The organism is Micrococcus sp. R8502A1 (genome assembly GCF_006704135.1).
Lineage (GTDB): Bacteria > Actinomycetota > Actinomycetes > Actinomycetales > Micrococcaceae > Micrococcus > Micrococcus luteus.
This window is the reverse complement of record NZ_VIGS01000014.1, coordinates 1-21,295: the sequence shown is the minus strand read 5'-3', so window position 1 is coordinate 21,295 and position 21,295 is coordinate 1. Positions and strand designations below refer to the sequence as shown.

Sequence of the window (21,295 nt, the reverse complement as noted above, 5' to 3'; positions counted from 1 at the left end):
GGCATGACGGTGTCCGGCCCGGGTCTGAGCGCGGCCCCGGCGGCCGAGCCCGGCGCCGAGCCGGTCGAGCCCGCCGCCGGCCGCCCACGGTCGTGGGTCCCCGGCCCCGCGTGGCGTGCGCTGCGCCGCCGGTGGCGTCGGTCCCTGCGGCTGCGCACGGCGGTGCTCGCGGCCCTGCTCTCGATCCTCGCGGGCCTCGTGGTCGCCGCGTTCCTGACGCAGCAGATCACCCAGGCCCTCTTCGAGGCCCGCTACGAGCAGGTCCAGGCCGAGGCCCGCCGTGGCCTGAGTCAGGTGCGCGAGACGTTCGCGCAGACCACCGCCACGGACGCGCAGAGCACGGACGTGCTGGTGACCCAGACCCTGCGTGCCCTCGAGGGGGACTCGGGCACGACGATCCGCCGCCGCTACCACCTCGCCCCGCTGCCGGGCTCCGAGTCCGCGTACGTGGGGACGATCTCCTCCGCCGGTCTCGATCCCGCGGTGATCCCCCAGGAGCTGCAGGACGCGGTCGCCTCCGGGCCGGGCGTGTACGACGCGAGCGTGGCGCTGCCGGACCCCGGCGGCGGCACCCGGCCCGGCCTCGTGTTCGGCGCCCAGGTGGTGCTGCCCCCGGGTGCCACCTACGGGCTCTACCTCGTCTACGACCTCGCGGACGTCCAGAGCTCGCTCGACTCGGTGCTCAGGGTGCTGCTGGTGTTCGGCGTCGGCTTCCTGGTGATCAACGTGCTGGTCTCGTGGTGGGTCTCGCGGCGTGTGACCCTGCCCGTGCAGCAGGCGGCCCGGGCGGCCGAGTCCCTCTCGAGCGGCAACCTGGCCGTGCGGATGCCGGTCGACGGTGAGGACGAGATGGCCCGCCTGGGCATGTCCTTCAACCGGATGGCGGACAGCATCCAGGACCAGATCGGCCAGCTCGCCCAGCTGTCCCAGATGCAGCAGCGGTTCGTCTCGGACGTCTCCCATGAGCTGCGCACGCCGCTGACGACCGTGCGGATGGCGGCCGACGTGCTGTACGGCTCGCGCGAGGACTTCGACCCGGTCAACCGACGCTCGACCGAGCTGCTCTACCACCAGGTCGATCGCTTCCAGGCCATGCTCGCGGACCTGCTGGAGATCACCCGGTTCGACGCCGGCGCCGCCACCCCAGCCCTCGAGGCCACGGACATGCTCGAGCTGGCCCGCGACGTCGTGCTCACCTCTCAGCCGTTGGCCGATCAGAGCGGCGTGCCCGTGTACGTGGTGCCCATGGACCGGGACCGCGCCGACGGCCACGTCGCCTGGGTCGACCCGCGGCGGATCGAACGGATCCTGCGCAACCTGGTGAACAACGCGATCGAGCACGCCGAGGGCCGGCCGGTGGACGTGCTCGTGGCGGCCGACGAGGAGGCCGTCACGTTCGCCGTCGTGGACCACGGCATCGGCATGAGCCCCGAGCAGGTGCAGCGCGTGTTCGACCGGTTCTGGCGGGCCGACCCCTCACGCAAGCGCACCACCGGCGGGTCCGGACTGGGTCTGGCGATCGCCACCGAGGACACCCGGCTGCACGGCGGCCGGCTCGAGGCGTGGGGCGAGCTGGGGGAGGGGTCCACGTTCATGGTGACCCTGCCGCGGGCGCCGCGCCCGGCCGCGCAGGGCGCGGAGGCCCCGGAACCGATCGGCCGCTCCGTGCTGCCCATCCCGCCCCGCTACAGCACGGCGGACCGCCGGTACGCCGATGACCTGTCCCGACCCGTCCCGCAGGAGGCGGACGCCGACGCCGACGCCGTCGGCAGGGTCGCGGACGTCGCCGCCACGGCCGCGGACGCCCCACCGTCCGCGCGCCAGGCCGAGCAGGCCCTGACCGCACCGACCCGGCCGGTGTGCGTGGCCCCTCCGGGGGATCCCGCCGACGGGCCGGCCGCCGGGGACCGGACCGGCGAGGACGCGGCAGAGGAGGCCCGATGACCACCGTGGATCCGCAGCCGCCCCGCCCGCCGCGTGTCGCCGTCGTCGCGGTGATCGTCGCCCTGGTGCTCGCCCTCAGCGGCTGCACCCAGATCCCCCAGAGCTCCGAAGTGCGCAGCGCCGACCCGGTCGACGGGGCCAGCGCGGCCGCCGACGCGCCGCAGTTCCATCCGCCGGGACCCGCCGAGTCGGACACGGCGGAGGAGGCCATCCGGGGCTTCCTGCTCGCGGGCACGAGCCCGCAGGACGACTACGCGGTGGCGCGCGAGTTCCTCGACGGCCCCGCGGCCACCCAGTGGACGCCCGGGCAGCGCACCCTCGTGTACTCGGCGGAGCCGCGCATCACCCGGGGCGACGGCGACGGGGACTACCAGATCCAGGTCGAGGTCGACTCGGAGATCGACGAGTACGGCCTGCGGACCGTCGCGCCGCCGGGGACCACACGGGCCTGGGCGGTCACCGTGCAGGAACGGCCCCAGGGCATGCGGATCACGTCCACGGAGAACGGCACGCTGCTCTCCCAGGCGCAGTTCGGACAGCTGTTCGCGCCGCACGAGCTCGCCTTCTACGACACCGCGAAGCGCTATATCGTGCCGGACGTGCGGTGGTTCGTCAATCGGGGCACCACCGTGACCGCGGTGACGCGAGCGCTGCTGCGCGGGCCGGCACCGTATCTGGCCGGGGCGGTGGAGACGGCCTTCCCGCTGCGCACCGGCACCGACCTGGCCGCGCCCACGGTGCCCGTCGACGACGACGGCGTGGCCCACGTCGACCTCACCCAGGCGGCCGCCGAGGGGGCCGACGCCGAGCGGCGGCACCGCATGCGGGAGCAGCTGGAGCTGACCCTGAGGGGCCTCCAGTCGGTCAAGGAGGTCGAGGTGACCGTCGCCGGTGCCCAGCTGTCCACGTCGGGAGACGACGGCCCGGCCCCGGTCCAGACCGACCCCGCCGTCAGATCGGTCCAGGTGGGCATCGACGCGGCGACGGGCGGACTCGTGTACGTGCAGGGGAGCAGCGTCACGCCGGTGGGCGGCGCTCCGGACGTCACCGCGCTCGATCCGGTCCGCCCGACGATGTCCGGCGACCGCAGCCGATTCGCGTTCGTCACCGGTGACCGGACGGCGGTCCACGTCGCCGGCACGGACGGCTCCCTGCGGGAGGTGCTGCGCGGCACCGGGCTTACCGTCCCGTCGCTGGACCTCCTGGGCTGGGTGTGGGCGGCCGACCGGGGCACGACCTCGCGGATCCGCGCCGTCTCGGCCCAGCCCGGCGGGCAGGAGCGCATCGTGACGGCCACCTGGCTGCGCCCCGGCGAGCGGATCGTCGACCTGCGGTTGGCCCGGAGCGGGGCCCGGGCCGCGATGCTCGTCGACGACGGCCAGCGGACCACCCTGCGCGTGTCCGGCGTCGTGCGCGGTTCGGACGGGGTGCCGAACGCCCTGACCGAGCCGATCCTGCTGCCCTCCTCCGGGTCGGAGGACTCGGTGGAGTGGGCCGGCGACACGAACCTGCTCGTCTCGGCGTACGCCGCGAAGCCCGACGAGCGCGTGGTGCCGCGGATCGTCTCGATCGATGGCACCGTCCGGGAGCTCAACCCACTGGGCGGCCTGCGGGGGATCTCCGCCGGCGACGACGGCGCCTATTACGCGGAGACGGAGGAGTTCGTGTTCCTGCTGGTGGGCTCCTCGTGGCGGGCGCAGGAGCTCGACCGCGGGGTACGCGACCTCTCGTTCCCGGACTGAGCCGGGCCGGCGCTCACCGCCCCGTCGTCCACTCCTGCACAGCCGTCCTGTCCCGCACAGCGGCCCGCCCCGGCGCCTGGACGGCGGTGTCGTGCGGTGGACTCGTCCCATGCGCTCCCCGCCGTCCTCCCCGTCCCCGGCGTTCGGCGCCCTCGGTCGGGCCCTGGCCGACCTGGTCCTGCCCGCCGAGTGCGCGGTGTGCGCGGCGCCGGGCCACCGGCTCTGCCCGGCCTGCGCGGAGGGACTGACCGCCGTCCTGTCCCGGCCCTTCCGGGCGGAGCAGGACGCCCCGGCCTTACCCTTGGGCCCCGGCGGCGCTCCGCTGCCGGTGATGGCGGCCGGGCGCTACGCAGACCCGCTGGCGGCCGCCGTGCTCGCGTTCAAGGACCATCACGCGCTGCACCTGCGCGGCGTGCTGGGCGAGGCCCTCTGCCGGGCCGTCGCCGCGGCGCGTCTCGAGCCGGACCTGCCCGGGGCGCGGCACGCCCTGCTCGTCCCGGTCCCGGGCGGCGCGGTCGGATTCCGACGGCGCGGCTACGACCCGCTCGCCGAGCTCACCCGGGCGCTGCCGGCGCCGTGGCTGGTCTCCGACGCCGTCCGTGCGCGCCTGCTGCCCCGCGCGAGCACGCTCCGGGGCGGCGGCCCGTCCCACGCGGGCGCCGGGGCGGGCCAGCGCCGCCGGCGGGCCCGGGACTGGCGCGTCGCCGCCGGGCGGCTGCCGGCCGGCGCGCCCGTCCTGCTCGTGGACGACGTCCTCACCACCGGCGCCACCCTCGCCGCGCTCGCGGAGGCGGTGCGCCGCGCCGGCGGGCACCCCGTCGGGGCCGTCGTGCTCGCGGCCGTGGCCCCGCCGCGGGACCCCGCCGAGCCTGGCCCCCGGCCAGGCCCCCGGGTAGGGTGAACGGCACGGAATCGCCCCTACGGTTCCCGTCCTGCCGACGGCTGGAAGGAGGTCGCACCCTCGGACCCGCCGCCGCCCTGCGGACGCGACACCGAGGCGCACCTCCCCTCCCGAGGCCGGACCCGTGAGAGTCGGACCAGGAGGACGCCATGACCATGGATGTCAGCTACATCGCCCGCAACCTCAGGCTCCCGGAGAGCTTCCGCGACCACGTCGTCGAGCGCACCGAGCGCCTCCAGCCGCTCGCCGAGGGCGCCGACACGCTCGAGGTCCGCGTGACGAAGTCCTCCCACCACAAGCACTCGGACGAGACGGTCCGCGTGGAACTGACGGTCCGTGGCCCGCGGGACGTCGTGCGGGCCGAGGCCGACGCGGACGACAAGCTGGTCGCCTTCGACCAGGCCGCCACCCGACTGGCCGAGCGCCTGCGGCGCCTGCGCGACCGCCGCAAGGACCGCCGTCACGGCAAGCTCGGCGCCTCCCGCGGCGCGGGCGAGGTCGGATTCGTGCCGCCGCTGCCGCCGTCGGGTGCCGCGCTGGCCGCGGAGGAGGCCGCCGAGCAGGACGCCCCCGAGGTGGGCACCCCGGTGCGCATCCGCCAGAAGGCGTTCCCCGCGACCCCCATGAGCGTGGACGAGGCCGTCGACGCGATGGAGCTGGTGGGCCATGACTTCTTCCTCTTCCAGAACGCCGAGACCGGCGTGCCCTCCGTGGTCTACCGCCGCCGGGGCTGGAGCTACGGCGTGATCCGCCTGGACGAGTCCCTCCCGCAGGATCACGTCTCCGCCTCCGAGGGGGAGCGGGCCTACCAGGCGCGCGAGGACTGACCGCCCCGCCGACGTCGACCACGACCTGCTGACGCCGCGGCGCCCGTCCCCTCCGGGACGGGCGCCGCGGCCCGTCCGGACTCGGCCCGTACACTGTCCCGGAGACCGCGCCACGGCCGAGCGCGAGGGGCATCCCGTCCCGCCCCGGCCACACCGCAAGGGAGCAGAGAACCAGTGCCTTCGATCATCGACCGCGTCCTGAAGATCTCGGACAACCGCGTCCTCAAGCGCATGCAGGCCACGGTGGACGCCGTGAACCTCCTCGAGGACGACTTCCGGGCGCTCAGCGATGCGGAGCTGCGTGCCGAGACGGACACGCTCCGGGCCCGGCATGCGGACGGCGAGTCGTTGGACCTGCTCCTGCCGGAGGCGTTCGCCGCGGTCCGGGAGGCCGCGGGACGCACGCTCGGCCAGCGGCACTACGACGTCCAGCTGCTCGGCGGCATCGCGCTGCACCAGGGCAACATCGCGGAGATGAAGACCGGCGAGGGCAAGACCCTCGTGGCCACCGCCCCGGCCTACCTCAACGCGCTGTCCGGCAGGGGCGTGCACGTGGTGACGGTCAACGACTTCCTCGCCTCCTACCAGGCCGACCTCATGGGCCGCGTGTTCCGCTTCCTCGGCATGCAGACGGGCGTCATCGTGGCGGGCCAGACCCCGGCCGTACGCCGCGAGCAGTACGCCGCGGACATCACCTACGGCACGAACAACGAGTTCGGCTTCGACTTCCTCCGGGACAACATGGCCTGGTCCCTCGACGAGCTCGTGCAGCGTGAGCACCACTACGCGATCGTCGACGAGGTGGACTCGATCCTCATCGACGAGGCCCGCACCCCGCTGATCATCTCCGGCCCCGCCCAGGGAGAGGCCAACCGGTGGTACGGCGAGTTCGCCCGGCTGGTGCGCCGCCTCGAGGCGGACACGGACTACGAGGTGGACCACAAGAAGCGCACCGTCGGCATCCTCGGCCCCGGCATCGAGAAGGTCGAGGACCACCTCGGCATCACGAACCTGTACGAGACGCAGAACACCACGCTCATCCAGTTCCTGAACAACGCGGTCAAGGCCAAGGAGCTGTTCAAGCGGGACAAGGACTACGTGGTCCTCGACGGCGAGGTGCAGATCGTCGACGAGCACACGGGCCGCGTGCTCAAGGGACGCCGCTACAACGAGGGGCTCCACCAGGCCATCGAGGCCAAGGAGGGCGTCGAGGTCAAGCCCGAGAACCAGACGCTGGCCACGGTGACCCTGCAGAACTACTTCCGCGGCTACGAGAAGCTCGCCGGCATGACGGGCACCGCCGAGACGGAGGCCGCCGAGTTCACGTCGACCTACGGCCTCGGCGTCGTCGTGATCCCGCCGAACCGGGAGCGACAGCGCGTGGACCGCAACGACGTGGTGTACAAGAACGAGAAGGTCAAGTTCGACGCCGTCGTCGACGACATCGCCGAGCGGCACGCGAAGGGCCAACCGGTCCTGGTGGGCACCACCTCGGTGGAGAAGTCCGAGTACCTCTCCACGCTGCTGGCCAAGCGCGGCGTCCGCCACGAGGTCCTGAACGCGAAGAACCACGCCCGCGAGGCCGCCATCGTGGCGCAGGCCGGCCGCCCGGGCGCCGTCACCGTGGCCACCAACATGGCCGGCCGCGGCACCGACATCATGCTCGGCGGCAACGCCGAGTTCACGGCGGTGGCCCGCATGCAGGAGCTGGGCCTCGACGCCGCCGAGGACCCGGAGGCGTACGAGGCCCGCTGGCCCGAGGTGCTGGCGCAGGCCGAGGCCGCCGTGGAGGACGCGCACCGCGCGGTCATCGAGGCCGGCGGCCTGTACGTGGTGGGCACCGAGCGCCACGACTCGCGCCGCATCGACAACCAGCTGCGCGGTCGTTCCGGCCGTCAGGGCGACCCGGGCGAGTCCCGGTTCTACCTCTCCCTCACGGACGAGCTCATGCGCAACTTCAACCCGGGCGTGGCCCAGCGGATCATGAACAGCCCGTCGATCCCGGACGACATGGCGCTCGAGTTCGGCTTCGTCTCGAAGGCGATCCAGAACGCGCAGGCGCAGGTCGAGGGGCGCAACGCCGAGCAGCGCAAGAACGTGCTCAAGTACGACGACGTGATGAACCGCCAGCGCGAGGCCATCTACACGGACCGCCGTTCCATCCTCGAGGGGGAGGACCTGCAGGACCGGGTGCGCCGCTTCGTGGAGGACGCCGTCGGGAACATCGTGGACGCGGCCACCGAGGAGGGCCACGCCACCGACTGGGACCTCGACCAGCTGTGGCGGGACCTGGCAGAGCTCTACCCCGTGGGCATCTCGCAGGAGGACGTCCTCGACGAGGTCGGCGGCCGGGGCCGGCTCAAGGCCGAGGTCCTCAAGCGCGAACTCGTCTCCGATGCGCTCCTGGCGTACGAGGACCGGGAGGCGCAGGTGGGGTCCGAGGCGCTGCGGGAGGCGGAGCGTCGCGTGGTGCTCGCCACCATCGGGCGCCGCTGGCAGGAGCATCTCTACGAGATGGACTACCTCAAGGAGGGCATCGGGCTGCGCGCGATGGCCCAGCGCGAGCCCCTCGTGGAGTACCAGCGCGAGGGCTACACGATGTTCCAGAACATGCTCGCCGCCATCCGCGAGGACGCCGTGCGCACGCTGTTCCAGGCGCAGATCAGTGCGGCCCCCGCGTCGACGTCGCTGCCCGGCGTCCAGGACGCCCGCGCCGTGACGATGGCCCCGCAGATCTCCGTGGAGGGCATCGACGCCCCGCAGCAGCCGGCGCAGCTGCGTTTCACCGGTCCGTCCGAGGACGGGCAGAGCGCGGTCACCCGCAGCGGCACGGACTCCGGCGCCACGGTCGCGGCGGGCACGAACCGCCGCTCCCGCCGTCAGGCGGAGCGCCGCGGCCGCCGCGGCTGACCGGCATCCTGCCACGACGCAGGACGAGGGCCCGCAGACCTCCAGGTCTCCGGGCCCTCGCTCGTCAGTCCGACGGGACGATCCGGCTCAGCCGATCTCGACCGACGTCACCTTCCACCGGCTGAGCCGCCGCTCGAGTCGGAGCGCGAAGGCCCGGGCCCGGCCCTCCCACAGCACCGTCGCGCTGGCCTCCACCCGGCCGGGCGCGACCTCGCACACGCGGGCACCCACCGGGCGGGGTGCGGACTTGGGCGTCCGGGGCGGGACGGCCGCGGAGGGCCGTCGACCGGGCCCGGTCGGCGCGACGGCGCCCAGCAGCTCCATGCGACGGGTCAACTTGTCCAGGACCTCGGGCGAGAGCCAGGCGGAGAGGTCCCGCAGGGCACGGCGGCCCGTCTCGACCTCGACGCAGGCGACGGCGATCACGGCGGCGAGCGAGCGGACGCGGCGCAGCTCCTCGCGCCCCTGTTCGGTGCGGGCCCGCCGGGCGATCTCCTCACCGCGGGGCAGGACTGCGGGGCTGTGGGCGGGCCCGTGGAGGAGGGTGTCGGCGGTGCGCCGGTCGGAAGCGGCGCGGGGGCGGGTGGCGAGGGTGGTCATGGCGGTCTCCTGAGGACGAGGCGAAGCGGGGGAGTGCAGGGTCGTGGATGTCATGGCCGTGGTCCGTCCACGCCGGCGTGCGGGGTGAACACGGGGGAGGTCAGCACGGTGCCGGGCAGCAGCAGGTGCGGGTCGTCGCCGATCACCCGTCGGTTGGCCTCGTACCAGCGGCGCCAGCGGGCGTCGATCTCTCGGGGGGTCGCGTCCGGGCCGAGCTCGGCGGCGGCGAGGTGCCACAGGCAGTCGCCGCGCCGGACGGTGACGGTCGGGTGGTCCGGATCCGCACGGCCGGTGCCGGCGCCCGGTGGGGCCGGCGCCGGGGGCCGGGGCGTCCACGCGGCGTCCGGCGCCGGGGCCTCGACGCCGGTGGCGTGCGCAGGCACCGCAGCCACGGTCCAGGAGGCGTCCGGCACGGGATGAGCCGCGTCCGCCCACGCGGCCGGTGCCGCGAGCAGCTGGGCACCGACGACGGCGCCTGCCACGCGTCCGAGCAGGGCGGGAGTGAGGCTCCGGCCCAGGCGGGCCCAGGCCGGCCGACCCGCGCGGCGCCCCAGCGCGACGAGCGCCAGCCCGATCAGGCCCACCGCCCACCATGCGAGCAGTCCGAGCCCGGCGAGACCGGCACCGAGGCCCAGCACGCGGGTCAGTTCCGCCCCGGGCGCGCTGGTGCCCGTCTGCAGCAGCGCCGCGGCACAGGCGAGCAGACCGGGACCGGCCAGAAGCAGGACGGTGAGGCCGACGGCGTCCGCCGCGTCGACCGGACGGGTCGGGGCCGGGCCGGCCGGTGATGTCGAGCGCTCCATGGATTCCCCTCCTGTGCGTCCGTCCGGCCGGGATCCCGCGATCAGGCCGGTGATGATGATCACAGTGAACTGCACGGGCCGATAGGTGTCAAGAGTGATGTTTGATGATGTTTGATGACGACCGATGTCCGGCGCTGAGCCTCCTATACTGAGCGCATGCGGTGGAACGGACTCTTCGACGACCTGGAGGCGCACTGGGCCGACCTCGGCTGGCAGGAGACGGTGGCCGAGGCCGCGGAGCTGACCCGAGCGGAGTGGATGGCGCTGTCCCTGGCCGACCGCCTGCGCGGAGCCCGAGGGCGGCAGGTCCGGCTCCACCTGGCCTGGGGCGAGGTCGTGGACGGCGTGGTGCACACGGTGGGCCAGGGCTGGGTCGGCGTGCACGTCGACGGCTCGGGATCGGCGATCGTCGCGGTGGACTGCGTGGCGGCCGTGGAGGCCGACCTGACCCGGGCCGTGGCCGCGCCCGAGCTCGCCGCGGCCGGCTGGGGGACGGTGCTGCGCGGCATCGCGCGGACGCGCCAGCCGGTGGCGGTGACGGGACGCCTCGGCGCGGCGCTGGCGGAGGGCACCGTGGACCGGGTCGGCGGCGACCACCTCGACATCGCCCGCCACCCGCGGGACGAGGCCCGGCGGGCCGCGGCCGTCCGCGGGCGGCTCGTCATCCCGTTCGGGGCGCTGGGGACGGTCCGGACCGCGCTGCGCCCCGCCTGAGCAGACCGTGTGGGCTCAGCGGGCCTTCGCGTCCGCCTCGGTCCACTCCCGGACGCGGGCGCGCGTCACTTCCTTCTGACGTTCCACGTAGTCCTCGAGCCAGGACACCTCGATGCGCCACTGACCGCGGCCCCCGACCTGGATGGCCTGCAGCTCACCCGAGCGGACCAGGGCACGGGCGGCCTGACCGGAGATGTTCAGGGTCTCCGCGACGTCGGTCAGGGTGAGAAAGCGCTGCACGGTGCTCCTTCGGTCGAGGCGTCCAGGACGGTCGCGGGCGGCCCACGACGTCGACCCATTCAACCCCGGGAACACCCGGAGGCGACACTTTTCCACAGCGTACGCGGCGGATCCGGCGATCCACGGCCCCAGTGGTTACTCTGGGCGCAGCGCGGAGGGGCCGACACCGACGGGGTGCCGGGGCCGCGGCGGCCCGAGGGGCCGGTCCGAAGGGGGGAACATCCGGTGTCCACGACCATGTCCGCGTCCGCCGAGGGCGGCCGTCTGCGCCGGCCCCGCTGGCGGGATCCCCGGCTCCTCGTCGGTCTCGTGCTCGTCCTCGCCTCGATCGCCGGCGTCGTGGCGCTGGTCGCCTCCGCCCAGCAGACCGCCGCGTACTGGACAGCTGCGGAGGACCTGCCCCCGGGCACACCCATCGCGTCCGGGGACCTGCGCCCCGTGGAGGTGAACCTCAGCGAGGCCGGCGAGCGGTACCTCAGCGCCGATGCTCCGGCTCCCGAGGGGCGGATGGTCTCCGGGACGGTCCGGGCCGGTGAGCTGCTGCCGGCGGCGGCACTGGTGGACGCGGACCCGGACGGCCGTCGTCCCGTCGGGGTGGCCCTGGACGAGCCGCTCCCGTCCGGCGTGGGCGTGGGAGACCGCGTGGACGTCTGGGTGGCCATGCCGGCGGAGGGAGGCCGCGGCCATGCGGACCCGGCCCGGCTGGCCGAGGCGCTCGAGATCTCCGAGGTCGCGGCGGAGCAGAACGGCTTCGGCGGCTCGGGCACCACCCGGGTGCAGCTGCTGGCACCGGAGGAGACCCTGCCGCGCATCGTGGACGCGAAGGTCAAGGACGCGCGGGTCACCCTCGTGCCGGCCCACGGGGTGCGCTGACCGTGCGCATCGCCCTGGCCACCACCGTCCAGCCGGGCCTGGACCACATCGGCCCGCTCGAGCGGCACCAGACGGACATCACCGTGCTCCGCCGGGCCGAGGACCTCGCCGAGCTGCTCGCGATCGCCCGCTCCGGTCTCGTGGACGCGGTCCTCGTGGCCGGGGACACCGAGTCCCTCACCGCCGCCTTCCTGGAGGAGACGGCCCGGCTGCCCCGACCCGTGGGCGTGGCGGCGCTCAGCGAGGTTCGCACCGAGCGCCGTCGCCTCCGCAGCATGGGGGTGCCCTGCGTGCGCGCCGACGCCGACCCCGAGCAGATCGCGGCCGTCGTCGTGGAGTCCGCGAGCGCCGCCGCGGAGGGCCGCCGGCCGGAGACCTCGCACGGGGAGGACGCCGACCACGCCCGGGATCACGCCGAGGACCTCGACGACCTGCCGATCACCCTGGAGACGCTCGGCGCGGACGAGGTGCCCGGCCTCACGGACCCCTGGCGCGGCGCCGACGAGCCCGACGACGCCGGGCCGGGTGCCGCCCCCGCCGCGGCCACGCCCGACGGCGGCCCCGCCACGGCGGACGAGGGAGCCGACCCCGCACCCTCTCCGGAGGAGGGCGAACCGGCCGGACCCGCGCGGGAGTCCCTGGTGACCGTGGTGTGGGGCCCCACCGGCGCTCCGGGACGCACCACCGTCGCCGTGAACCTCGCCGCCGAGCACGCCGTGGCCGGCCGGAACACGCTGTTGATCGACCTGGACACGTACGGCCCCGCCGTCGGTGTGCACCTGGGGCTGACGGAGGAGTCGGCCGGCGTGGCGCGGGCCGTGCGGCGGGCCGACCACGGCCGGCTGGGCGCCGCCGACCTGGCGGCCGCGGGCGTCCGCGTCCGCGTCGCCGGCGCGGACCTGACGGTTCTGACGGGGCTCACCCGCGTGGACCGGTGGCCCGAGCTGCGCCCCGCCGCCGTCTCCGCGCTGATCGCGGCCGCCAGGGAACGGTGGGACCGCGTGGTCGTCGACGTCGGGTTCGGTCTCGAGCAGGACGAGGAGTTGTCCTTCGACGTGCCCGCCCCACAGCGCAACGGTGCGACCCTGGCGGCGCTCGCCGCGGCCGACGAGGTCATCGCGGTCGGCGGGCCGGACGCCGTCGCGCTGCCCCGCCTGGTCCGCGGGGTCGAGGAGCTGGCGGAGGTGGCCCCGGCCGCACGGCTGCGCGTCGTGGTCAACCGGCTCCGGCCCGCGGCCGCCGGCGTCGCCCCGCGCGGGCAGGTCGAGGCCGTCTGGAACCGCTACGCCTCGCCGGCCACGCCCCTGGAGGCGTTCCTGCCGTGGGACCCGGCCGCCGCGGACCCCGCGCTGCTCGCCGGCCAGGTGCTCGCCGAGGCCGCTCCGAACAGCCCGCTGCGTCGCGCCCTCGCCACGCTGGCCGGTGTCCCTGCCCGCCCCGCCCGCCGCGGACGGCACCGCGCACGGCCCTCGCAGACCATCGCCGCCGTGTCGTCCGACGCCGCCCGCGACGCCACGGACACGGGCCGCCCGGCACGTCGCCGTACCCTGATCCCATGGTCAGTTCGCTCGCGCAGGACCCCCTGACGTCGCACCCGGACATCGGAGACGAGGACCGCGCCTGGCTGCAGCGGCTCGTGGGGGACTGGCAGCTCGTGGCAGACCTGGCGCTCGCGGACCTCGTGCTCTGGTGCCCCGTGCCCCGCCGCGACGAGGCCGGAGGGTTCGTCGCGCTCGCCCAGGTCCGGCCCTTCACCGCTCCCACCCTCTTCCACCGCGACATCGTGGGCTCGCGCGCCCGCGCGGACCTGCGGGCCGTCGTCGGGCAGACGTGGCATGGCGGGGAGCGGGCCGAGGGGGCCGGCCCCGTCGAGGCCCCGGGAGGCACGCTGCAGGTGCGTCTGTGGCCGGTGGTCCGCGCCGGGAGGGTCATCGCGGTCGTCTCCGCGCACGCGGACCCGAACGGCCGGCCGGCGCGCTCGGTGATCGAGGAGAACTACAGCCGGACGGCCAGCACCCTGCTGGACATGATGCAGCACGGCCGCTGGCCGGCGCCCGAGGAGCCCTCCGGCCTCTGGGCGGGCGGCACGCCGCGGGTGGGGGACGGCCTCGTCGTGCTCGGGCCGGACTCGGTCGCCGAGTTCACCAGTCCCAACGCGGTCTCCGCCCTGCGCCGGCTGGGCATCGCCTCGACCCTCGAGGGGCACCGGCTCACCGACGTGCTGGCCAGCACCGAGGCCGCCCGCGTTCCCACCGACGAGGGGACGTGGGCGGTGCTCACCGGCCTGCGTGCCGGACGGCGGGAGGTGCAGTCCGGCGGGGCGTCCCTCACGGTGCGCTCCGTCCCCCTGCTCGGTCCGGACGGCTGGCAGGGGGCGCTGCTGCTGCTGCGCGACGTGACCGAGCTGCGCCGCCAGGAGCAGCGTCTGCTCACCAAGGACGCGACCATCCGCGAGATCCACCACCGCGTCAAGAACAACCTGCAGACCGTGGGATCGCTGCTGCGCATGCAGGCGCGGCGCACGTCCTCGCCCGAGGCGGAGCGTGCGCTGCGTCAGGCGATGCAGCGGGTGGACACGATCGCCCTCGTCCACCAGACGCTGAGCGAGGAGATCGAGGACCAGGTCCCCGTGGACGGTCTGCTGCAGCGGCAGTTCCGCCTGGCCGTCGAGGTGGCCGGGGACGGGCGGCCGCTGCAGGTCGCGGTCACGGGCGAGTTCGGTGAACTGCCCTCCCACGTGACCACGCCGCTGGCGCTGGTGCTCAATGAGCTGGCGGCCAACGCCGTCGAGCACGGCACGGCGCCGGGCGGTGGCTGCGTGGGCCTGCACGCCGACCGCGAGTCGACCCCCGCAGGAACGGTGCTGGTCGTGTCCGTGACGGACGGCGGCCCCGCCGCCCCCGACGGATGGGTGCCGGGGGAGTCTCCCCGCGCGGGCGAGGGATCGGGGCTCGGCCTGCGCATCGTGCACTCGCTCGTGGAGGGGGACCTGCGCGGCACCCTGCGCTGGGAGCGGTCCGACGACGGCGGCACGCGCGTCGTGCTGCGACTGCCCCTGACGTGAACCCGGCCGGGCATGACGACGGCCCCGTCGACGAGGTCGACGGGGCCGGTGGTCCGGGTGGGTCAGGAGGCGCGGCGGGCGCGTGCCGCACGGCGCTTCATGGCGCGCCGCTCGTCCTCGCTCATGCCGCCCCAGACGCCCGAGTCCTGGCCGGACTCCATGGCCCACTTCAGGCACGTGTCCACGACCTCACACGAGCGGCACACCGCCTTGGCCTCCTCGATCTGCAGGAGGGCGGGGCCGGTGTTGCCCACGGGGAAGAACAGCTCCGGGTCCTTGTCCAGGCACGCTGCTTTACTGCGCCAATCCATCGGTCCGCTCACTTTCTGTCGGAAGAGCCGGAGCCCGCGGGCGCCGGTGGTCACGGCCTCCGCCGGCGGCGGGCGCGGGGGCCTGCACGGACGACGCGCGGCACGACCGATACGGAGGGCGACCCTGGTCATTGCAACGGGGACCGCTTTCGTACGAACGCGGCCCCCGGGAATCTTTCGCGTGCCATCCTCGCACGGCCCTCACGAGTGAACAAGAGGTGAATGAGGTGCATCACCGCACCTCCCAGTGAGTCCTTGGTCACACCTGTGCCCGGGGCGGCGCGTCGCCGCGGACCTGGCCCGCGCACCGCCCGGCGTACGGTGGGGGACACGTCCGTCCCCGCAGCCGTCCCGCAGGAGAGGCCCCATGGCACAGTCCCGCCGCCCCGACCCCGTCGCCCCGTCCGAGTCGTCGGGCGCCGACGCGACGACGGTCCCGCCCCGCCCCGGCCGGGGCCTGCCGGTGGCCGTCCTCGTGGTCGCCGCGGCGCTCGTGCTCGAGGCGGGCGCGCTCCTCTGGCTCGCCGTGGACGCGGTGGTGCATGCGGCGGACGGGGTGCTCCCGGCCGGCGCCCGCGTGATGCTGGTCGTCATCTACGCGCTGCTCACCCTGTGGATCCTTGCGACCGCCGTCGCCCTGCTGCGCGGTCGGGCGTGGAGCCGCGGCGCCGCCGTCGCGATCCAGCTCTTCGGTGTGCTCCTGTCCTCGTGGCTCTTCAGCGTGGACGCCGCCGCTCTGGGTGGGCCGCTGCTCGCGGTCTCCGGCGTCGCGCTGCTCACCCTCTTCACGACGCCGGTCACCCGGCATCTCACCCCCGCCCCGGAGGCCTCGACGGACGCCTGAGCCCCGCCCCGACGACGACGGCGCGCCCCCGGCCAGGGGCGCGCCGTCGTCGTCATCGGGGCCGTGGTCAGTTCACCGGGCCGGTGAACTTCTCGCCGGGGCCCTTGCCCGGGGCGTCCGGGAACGGGGAGGCCTCACGGAACGCCAGCTGCAGCGAGCGCAGCCCGTCGCGCAGCGGTCCGGCGTGCTGGCTGCCGATCTCGGGGGCCGCGGCCGTGACCAGCCCGGCGAGGGCCGTGATGAGCTTGCGGGCCTCGTCGAGATCGATGAGCTCGCGGGCGTCGGGGGAGTCGGCCAGGCCGCACTTGACGGCGGCGGCGGTCATCAGGTGCACGGCGGTGGTCGTGATGACCTCGACGGCGGGGACCTCGTGGATGTCGCGGATCTCGGCGGGGGCGTCCATGGGGGTGGCGTCCTGGGCCTGACGTTCGTCTGTCATGGTGGTAAGCTTCCCATAGACCACTCGTGGTCCGCGCAAGACCTCGTCATCCGGTGACCCCGGGGCGGGCATGCACGGGCCAGGAGCAGCAAAGTGGAGGCCTCTCTCCCACCCGCGTCAGCAGGATGTCCGGTTCGCCCCGGGCCGAGTTGCCGGGTCGCCGGTCGGGACCGCCGCGTCGTGGCGCGCAGCCCGCACCGAGGGTCCCGTCCGACGGGATCGTGTCGAGGCCTCCGTCTGCGTCCGCGCAGGGGAGGCCTTCCTCGTTTCCGAGGGCCCCTCCGGTGGGCGCGGGGTCACCCGTCGTCTCACACAGAGGAGTACCACCATCAGCGATCCCCGCATCAACGAGCGTATCCGCGTTCCGGAAGTCCGCCTGGTCGGCCCGAACGGCGAACAGGTCGGCATCGTCCGCGTCGAGGACGCCCTCCGGCTCGCCGCCGAGGCGGACCTGGATCTCGTGGAGGTGGCCCCCACGGCCAAGCCTCCGGTGTGCAAGCTGATGGATTTCGGCAAGTACAAGTACGAGGCCGCGGTGAAGGCCCGTGAGTCGCGCAAGAACCAGGTGAACACGGTCCTCAAGGAGGTCCGCTTCCGCCTGAAGATCGACAAGCACGACTACGAGACCAAGACCGGCCACGCCAAGAAGTTCCTGAGCCAGGGCGACAAGGTCAAGGCCATCATCCAGTTCCGCGGCCGTGAGCAGCAGCGTCCCGAACTCGGCATCAAGCTGCTGCAGCAGTTCGCCGAGGACGTCGCCGAGCTGGGCACCGTCGAATCGCAGCCGCGCCAGGACGGCCGCAACATGGTGATGGTGGTCGGCCCGCTGCGCACCAAGGCCGATGCGCGGGCGGACCAGCGCAAGAACTCGGCCGAGAGCCACCGCGAGCGTCAGGGCGGCGGTTCGCGTCGCGACCAGGCCGCCCGCGAGGCCAAGGAGCGCGCCGCGCAGAAGGCGGCGTCCGACTCCGCCCCGGTGCGGAATTCGGTCGGGGATGCGTTCCCCGAGCAGCTGAAGGCCATGGCCGCCCGGACGCAGGAGAACGCCTCCGCGGCCCCGGCCGAGACGACGCAGGCGCCGAAGACCCCGGCCCCGGCGGCTCCCCGCCCGGCCGCGGCCGCCCCGGCTGCGAAGCCGGCCTCCAGCGCCACGCCCGCATCGGCCCCGAAGCCGGCCGCGACGCCGAAGCCGCAGTCCTCGGCTGCGCCGGCTGCCACGCCGAAGCCGCGGTCCGCCGCCAAGCCGGCCGCGCCGTCGTCGGCTCCGAAGCCGGCGGCCAAGCCGATGCCGGCCCCGCCCAAGCCCGCCGCCCCCCGCGGCGGTGCCCCCAAGCCCGGTCCTCGGGCCTGACCCCCCGGGGTCGCCACAGACCAGCCCGGTCCGGACGGACCGGGGTGACCAGCACTGCCGCGCGCGCCGCGCACGGCAGCGATGAGTGAAGGAGAACGGCAGCCATGCCGAAGATGAAGACCCACAGCGGTGCCAAGAAGCGCTTCCGCGTGACCGGCTCCGGCAAGATCATGCGCCAGCAGGCGAACCGCCGCCACTACCTGGAGCACAAGTCCTCGCGCCTGACCCGCCGTCTCAAGGGCGACCAGCTCGTCTCCAAGGGCAGCATCAAGCAGATCAAGCGGATGCTCGGCATCTGACACCCCCCCGGCCTCGCCGGAACCCCTTCCTCCTCGGCCGTGACGCGCCAGTGCGCGCCCCGGGGACCACACAGATTGGAGTACGCACGTGGCACGTGTGAAGCGGGCAGTGAACGCCCACAAGAAGCGTCGGACCATGCTGGAGCGCGCCTCCGGCTACCGCGGCCAGCGGTCTCGCCTGTACCGCAAGGCGAAGGAGCAGATGCTCCACTCGTTCACCTACAACTACCAGCACCGCCACAAGCGCAAGGGTGACTTCCGTCGCCTGTGGATCACCCGCATCAACGCGGCCGCCCGCGCCAACGGCATGACCTACAACCGCTTCATGCAGGGCCTCAAGCTGGCCGGCGTCGAGGTGGACCGCCGCATGCTGGCCGAGATCGCCGTCTCCGACGCCGCGACCTTCGCTGTGCTGGTGAAGACCGCCCGCGAGGCGCTGCCCGCGGACGTGAACGCCCCCGCCGTCTCCCGCTGAGCCGGCTCCGGGGCCCTGAGAGCCCCACCACCACGCCCCAGGCGTGAGCACCACCGCCGACGGGGCGGGTCCTCCACCGAGGCCCGCCCCGTCGGCGTCTGCGCACCCGCAGCCGAGCCCCGACCAGGAAGACCCCATGACCCCGCACGCCGAGCCGATGACCCATCCCCGCGCCGAGCGCGTGCGCGCGGTGGCAGCCCTCGCGGGCCGCTCCGCCCGACGCCGGACGGGCACGTTCCTCGTCGAGGGGCCGCAGGCCTGCCGCGAGGCCTTGCGCGCCCACCTGGGGGAGGGGCCGACGGCCGCCGCGGGGCAGTGGCGCGCCGGGCGGGTGCTGACCCAGGTGTACGTGTCCGGCGGACTCGTGGACCGGGACCCCGCGCTGGCCGAGCTCGTGGCGCGCGTCCGGGACCGCCCGACGCCGGGTGGTGAGCGCGTCCTGGTGCGCGAGGCCAGCGACGAGGTGCTCACCGCCATGGCCGACGCCGTGACGGGGCAGGACATCGTCGCCGTGGCGCGGATGCCGGAGCCGCAGGCCGTCGAAGCGGTCCTCGAGGAGGCGCGCCTGGCCGCCGTGCTGTGCCGCGTGCAGGACCCGGGGAACGCCGGCACGGTCATCCGGGCCGCGGACGCGGCCGGGGCGGACGCGGTGGTCCTCACCCCGGGCTCCGTCGACCCGTTCAACCCCAAGGTGGTCCGGTCCACCGCCGGGTCGCTGTTCCACCTGCCCGTGGCCACCGCCGTCCCCGCAGAGGCGGCGGCGGCCGCAGCCCGGGCCGCAGGCCTCCAGGTGTGGGCCGCCGACGGCTACGCCTCGGACCGGCTCGACGCCCTCGCCCCCGGCGTGGTTGCCGCGCCGACCGCGTGGCTGTTCGGCAACGAAGCTCAGGGCCTGGACGACGGTGAGCTCGCACTGGCGGACCGCCGGGTGGCGGTGCCGCTGTATGGGGCCGCGGAGTCCCTGAACGTGGGGACCGCCGCCACGGTGTGCCTGTACTCGTCCGCGATGGCGGGGGCGCGGCGCGCCGGCTGACGTGGCGCACGAGGCGGCGCCAGCCGTCCGGACACGCAGAAGGGGCGGGGATCCGCGTGGATCCCCGCCCCTTCTGCGTGTCCGGGTCGAACCGGGCCGCTCAGCTCACTCAGGCACGGGTGCCGGTGCGGCGGGTGATGGCCTGCCACACGGCCGCGACGATGACACCACCGATGATCGCGAAGATCCAGGTGCCCAGACTGAAGAACTTCTCGTTCACGTTGATGTTGAACACCAGGGAGGCGATCCAGCCGCCGAGGAGAGCACCGACAATGCCGGTGAGGAGGGCGCCGAGCCAGCCGCCGCCCTGACGTCCGGGGAGGATGGCGCGAGCGATGGCACCGGCGATGAGGCCGAGAACGATCCAGCCAATGATGCCCATGATGATGGTTCCTTTCGGGTTTCGAATCTGACGTACGAGAAGGAACGTAGCAAGGGATTTTCACGGGGGGCCACCTCTGGCGCCCCGACTTTTTCGAGATTCTCCGACGTGACGAGGTTCGCCCCGGCCTCGTGTGGGAGATTCAGCGGGGCGAGCCGCCGTCGTCAGCCCGGACGCCGGGTGAGGCCGCGACGTCGCGGCGCACGAGCAGGAACGCCAGCACCAGGCCCGCCAGGGCGATGCCCGCGCCGACCAGCGGCGGGGTCCGCAGCGACGCACCGGCCCCGATCGCGGCGGCCCCGACCCACGCGCCCATCGCGTTGGCCATGTTCAGCGCGGAGTGGTTGAGCGAACCGGCCAGCTGGGGTGCGGTGGGCGCGGAGTCCACGAGCAGCACCTGCAGGGACGGGGCGATCCCGGAGCCGCTGACGGCCACGCAGAAGAGGAACACGATCATCACCGGAGCCCACGAGGCCGTCAGCGCGACGGCGGCCAGCGAGACCGCGCTGAGCCCGAAGCTCAGGCGCAGGGTGCCCACCGGGTCGCGGTCCGTGAGGGCGCCGCTGACGAGCGTGCCGATCACCATGCCGACGCCGTAGAGGGCCAGCACGGCGGGGACCCACCGTTCCTCGAGGCCCGCGACCTCCGTGAGCAGCGGCGCGATGTAGGTGTAGAGCGCGAACATGCCGGCGAAGCCGATCACGCCCACGGCCACCGTCGCCCACAGGCGGCCGGAGGCCAGACCGCGCAGCTCGCGGCCGACCGAGGCGCCCGCGGGGGCCGGCACGGACGGGACGAGCCACGCGGTCGCCCCGACGCACAGGGCCGCGCAGACCGCCACGATGACGAACATCCAGCGCCAGCCGACGGCCTGCCCGAGCGCCGTCGCGCCCGGCACGCCCAGCACGTTGGCCACGGACAGCCCGGCCATCACCCAGGCCACGGCCTGGCCGCGGCGGGCGGGCCCGGCGAGGTCCGCCGCGGCCAGGGCGGCCGCGGAGAAGTAGGCGCCGTGGGGCAGGCCCGACACGAACCGGGCCGCCATCATGCTCCCCATGTCCGGGGCGAGGAACGCGGCCACGTGCCCCACGACGAACAGCAGCATCAGCACGATGCTCGTGACCCGCCGGTCGACGCGGGCGAAGGACGCGGCCAGCAGGGGAGCGCCGATCACGACGCCCAACGCGTACATGGAGATGAGCACGCCGCCGGCCTCGAGACCGATGCCGAGGTCGGCCACCGCCTGCGGCAGCAGGCCCATCATCGCGAACTCCGTGGTGCCGATCGCGAAGCTGCCCAGGGCCAGCGCGAGGATGGCCGGCAGCAGACGCACGCGGTGGCCGCCCAGCAGCGCGCCGGGGCCCGTCGGCGCGGTCGGCGGGATGGACGGGTCCGGGCGCGTCGGACGCGGGGCGCGGGGGGAACGGTCGTGGGCGCCGTCGGCGGCGGGAGTGCTGGGTCTTATTCACATCTCCGAGCCCACGAGACGGGGCTACGAACCGTAAGCCGTCCTCTGCTTGAAAACAAACGGCTACGAATTAAT

Annotated in this window: 21 protein-coding genes; 14 read left to right on the top strand and 7 right to left on the bottom strand. The window is 74.5% G+C overall.

Translation table 11 applies throughout. The features are described from left to right. Positions 1-3: 3 nt before the first annotated feature. The 5 genes from mtrB (at position 4) to secA (ending at position 8,324) form a co-directional block, all read left to right on the top strand. Positions 4-1,944, top strand: a complete 1,941-nt coding sequence (gene mtrB, locus FLM69_RS04510) for an MtrAB system histidine kinase MtrB (protein ID WP_061873069.1) — start codon at positions 4-6, stop codon at positions 1,942-1,944. Further along, positions 1,941-3,686: an LpqB family beta-propeller domain-containing protein gene (locus FLM69_RS04505; RefSeq protein WP_141843260.1), complete on the top strand. Its 1,746-nt coding sequence runs from the start codon at positions 1,941-1,943 to the stop codon at positions 3,684-3,686. The genes mtrB and FLM69_RS04505 overlap by 4 nt, the downstream gene beginning before the upstream one ends. 109 nt (positions 3,687-3,795) lie before the next feature. Beyond that, positions 3,796-4,587, top strand: a complete 792-nt coding sequence (locus FLM69_RS04500; protein ID WP_122054428.1) for a ComF family protein — start codon at positions 3,796-3,798, stop codon at positions 4,585-4,587. A 149-nt stretch (positions 4,588-4,736) separates the two neighbouring features. Continuing rightward, the gene (gene hpf, locus FLM69_RS04495; RefSeq protein WP_061873066.1) at positions 4,737-5,414 is read left to right on the top strand and encodes a ribosome hibernation-promoting factor, HPF/YfiA family; all 678 of its coding nucleotides are present in this window, start codon (positions 4,737-4,739) and stop codon (positions 5,412-5,414) included. Between the two features lie 174 nt (positions 5,415-5,588). Then, positions 5,589-8,324, top strand: coding sequence for a preprotein translocase subunit SecA (gene secA / locus FLM69_RS04490; RefSeq protein WP_061873065.1), 2,736 nt, complete (start codon positions 5,589-5,591; stop codon positions 8,322-8,324). A gap of 87 nt (positions 8,325-8,411) precedes the next feature. Here the strand turns inward: secA and FLM69_RS04485 are convergent, their stop codons facing one another. Both FLM69_RS04485 and FLM69_RS04480 read right to left on the bottom strand, forming a co-directional pair. After that, a complete protein-coding gene (locus tag FLM69_RS04485; protein WP_061866997.1) occupies positions 8,412-8,924 on the bottom strand; it encodes an Rv3235 family protein in 513 nt (170 codons plus the stop codon). Positions 8,925-8,974: 50 nt separating this feature from the next. Beyond that, positions 8,975-9,727, bottom strand: coding sequence for a LysM peptidoglycan-binding domain-containing protein (locus tag FLM69_RS04480; protein WP_044659782.1), 753 nt, complete (start codon positions 9,725-9,727; stop codon positions 8,975-8,977). A 156-nt stretch (positions 9,728-9,883) separates the two neighbouring features. On the opposite strand from FLM69_RS04480, the gene FLM69_RS04475 reads away from it, so the two are divergent. Beyond that, a complete protein-coding gene (locus FLM69_RS04475; protein WP_036383497.1) occupies positions 9,884-10,441 on the top strand; it encodes a hypothetical protein in 558 nt (185 codons plus the stop codon). A 15-nt stretch (positions 10,442-10,456) separates the two neighbouring features. On the opposite strand, the gene FLM69_RS04470 is transcribed toward FLM69_RS04475, so the two are convergent. Beyond that, positions 10,457-10,681 (bottom strand): helix-turn-helix domain-containing protein, encoded by a 225-nt coding sequence (locus tag FLM69_RS04470; protein WP_002854861.1) that lies wholly within the window; start codon positions 10,679-10,681, stop codon positions 10,457-10,459. Between the two features lie 225 nt (positions 10,682-10,906). Here FLM69_RS04470 and FLM69_RS04465 point away from each other — a divergent pair, with 225 nt between their 5' ends. The 3 genes from FLM69_RS04465 to FLM69_RS04455 are packed head-to-tail and all read left to right on the top strand — an operon-like array spanning position 10,907 to position 14,618. Continuing rightward, entirely contained in the window at positions 10,907-11,554 is a 648-nt protein-coding gene (locus FLM69_RS04465; protein WP_060973787.1) for an SAF domain-containing protein, read from the top strand. 2 nt (positions 11,555-11,556) lie between these two features. Further along, a complete protein-coding gene (locus tag FLM69_RS04460) occupies positions 11,557-13,140 on the top strand; it encodes a tyrosine-protein kinase family protein (RefSeq protein ID WP_061866996.1) in 1,584 nt (527 codons plus the stop codon). Then, positions 13,110-14,618: a sensor histidine kinase gene (locus FLM69_RS04455; protein ID WP_036316015.1), complete on the top strand. Its 1,509-nt coding sequence runs from the start codon at positions 13,110-13,112 to the stop codon at positions 14,616-14,618. The genes FLM69_RS04460 and FLM69_RS04455 overlap by 31 nt, the downstream gene beginning before the upstream one ends. Before the next feature lie 62 nt (positions 14,619-14,680). Here FLM69_RS04455 and FLM69_RS04450 read toward each other — a convergent pair whose 3' ends face one another. Continuing rightward, positions 14,681-14,929: a WhiB family transcriptional regulator gene (locus FLM69_RS04450; protein ID WP_002854852.1), complete on the bottom strand. Its 249-nt coding sequence runs from the start codon at positions 14,927-14,929 to the stop codon at positions 14,681-14,683. A 367-nt stretch (positions 14,930-15,296) separates the two neighbouring features. Here FLM69_RS04450 and FLM69_RS04445 point away from each other — a divergent pair, with 367 nt between their 5' ends. Then, positions 15,297-15,773, top strand: a complete 477-nt coding sequence (locus FLM69_RS04445) for a hypothetical protein (RefSeq protein ID WP_041105247.1) — start codon at positions 15,297-15,299, stop codon at positions 15,771-15,773. 67 nt (positions 15,774-15,840) lie between these two features. On the opposite strand, the gene FLM69_RS04440 is transcribed toward FLM69_RS04445, so the two are convergent. Then, positions 15,841-16,212: a DUF1844 domain-containing protein gene (locus tag FLM69_RS04440; protein ID WP_036313345.1), complete on the bottom strand. Its 372-nt coding sequence runs from the start codon at positions 16,210-16,212 to the stop codon at positions 15,841-15,843. A 328-nt stretch (positions 16,213-16,540) separates the two neighbouring features. Here FLM69_RS04440 and infC point away from each other — a divergent pair, with 328 nt between their 5' ends. From infC to FLM69_RS04420, 4 genes are all read left to right on the top strand, one after another. Further along, positions 16,541-17,563 (top strand): translation initiation factor IF-3, encoded by a 1,023-nt coding sequence (gene infC, locus FLM69_RS04435; RefSeq protein WP_225348917.1) that lies wholly within the window; start codon positions 16,541-16,543, stop codon positions 17,561-17,563. A 104-nt stretch (positions 17,564-17,667) separates the two neighbouring features. Then, positions 17,668-17,862: a 50S ribosomal protein L35 gene (rpmI, locus tag FLM69_RS04430; RefSeq protein WP_002853699.1), complete on the top strand. Its 195-nt coding sequence runs from the start codon at positions 17,668-17,670 to the stop codon at positions 17,860-17,862. 88 nt (positions 17,863-17,950) lie between these two features. Continuing rightward, positions 17,951-18,337, top strand: a complete 387-nt coding sequence (gene rplT, locus FLM69_RS04425; protein ID WP_041105250.1) for a 50S ribosomal protein L20 — start codon at positions 17,951-17,953, stop codon at positions 18,335-18,337. Between the two features lie 136 nt (positions 18,338-18,473). Continuing rightward, positions 18,474-19,370 (top strand): RNA methyltransferase, encoded by an 897-nt coding sequence (locus FLM69_RS04420; RefSeq protein ID WP_049145970.1) that lies wholly within the window; start codon positions 18,474-18,476, stop codon positions 19,368-19,370. Between the two features lie 109 nt (positions 19,371-19,479). Here FLM69_RS04420 and FLM69_RS04415 read toward each other — a convergent pair whose 3' ends face one another. After that, the gene (locus tag FLM69_RS04415) at positions 19,480-19,752 is read right to left on the bottom strand and encodes a GlsB/YeaQ/YmgE family stress response membrane protein (RefSeq protein WP_061866994.1); all 273 of its coding nucleotides are present in this window, start codon (positions 19,750-19,752) and stop codon (positions 19,480-19,482) included. Between the two features lie 142 nt (positions 19,753-19,894). Next, on the bottom strand, positions 19,895-21,085 hold the full coding sequence (locus FLM69_RS04410; RefSeq protein ID WP_255502708.1) for an MFS transporter: 1,191 nt from the start codon (positions 21,083-21,085) through the stop codon (positions 19,895-19,897). Positions 21,086-21,295: the final 210 nt, after the last annotated feature.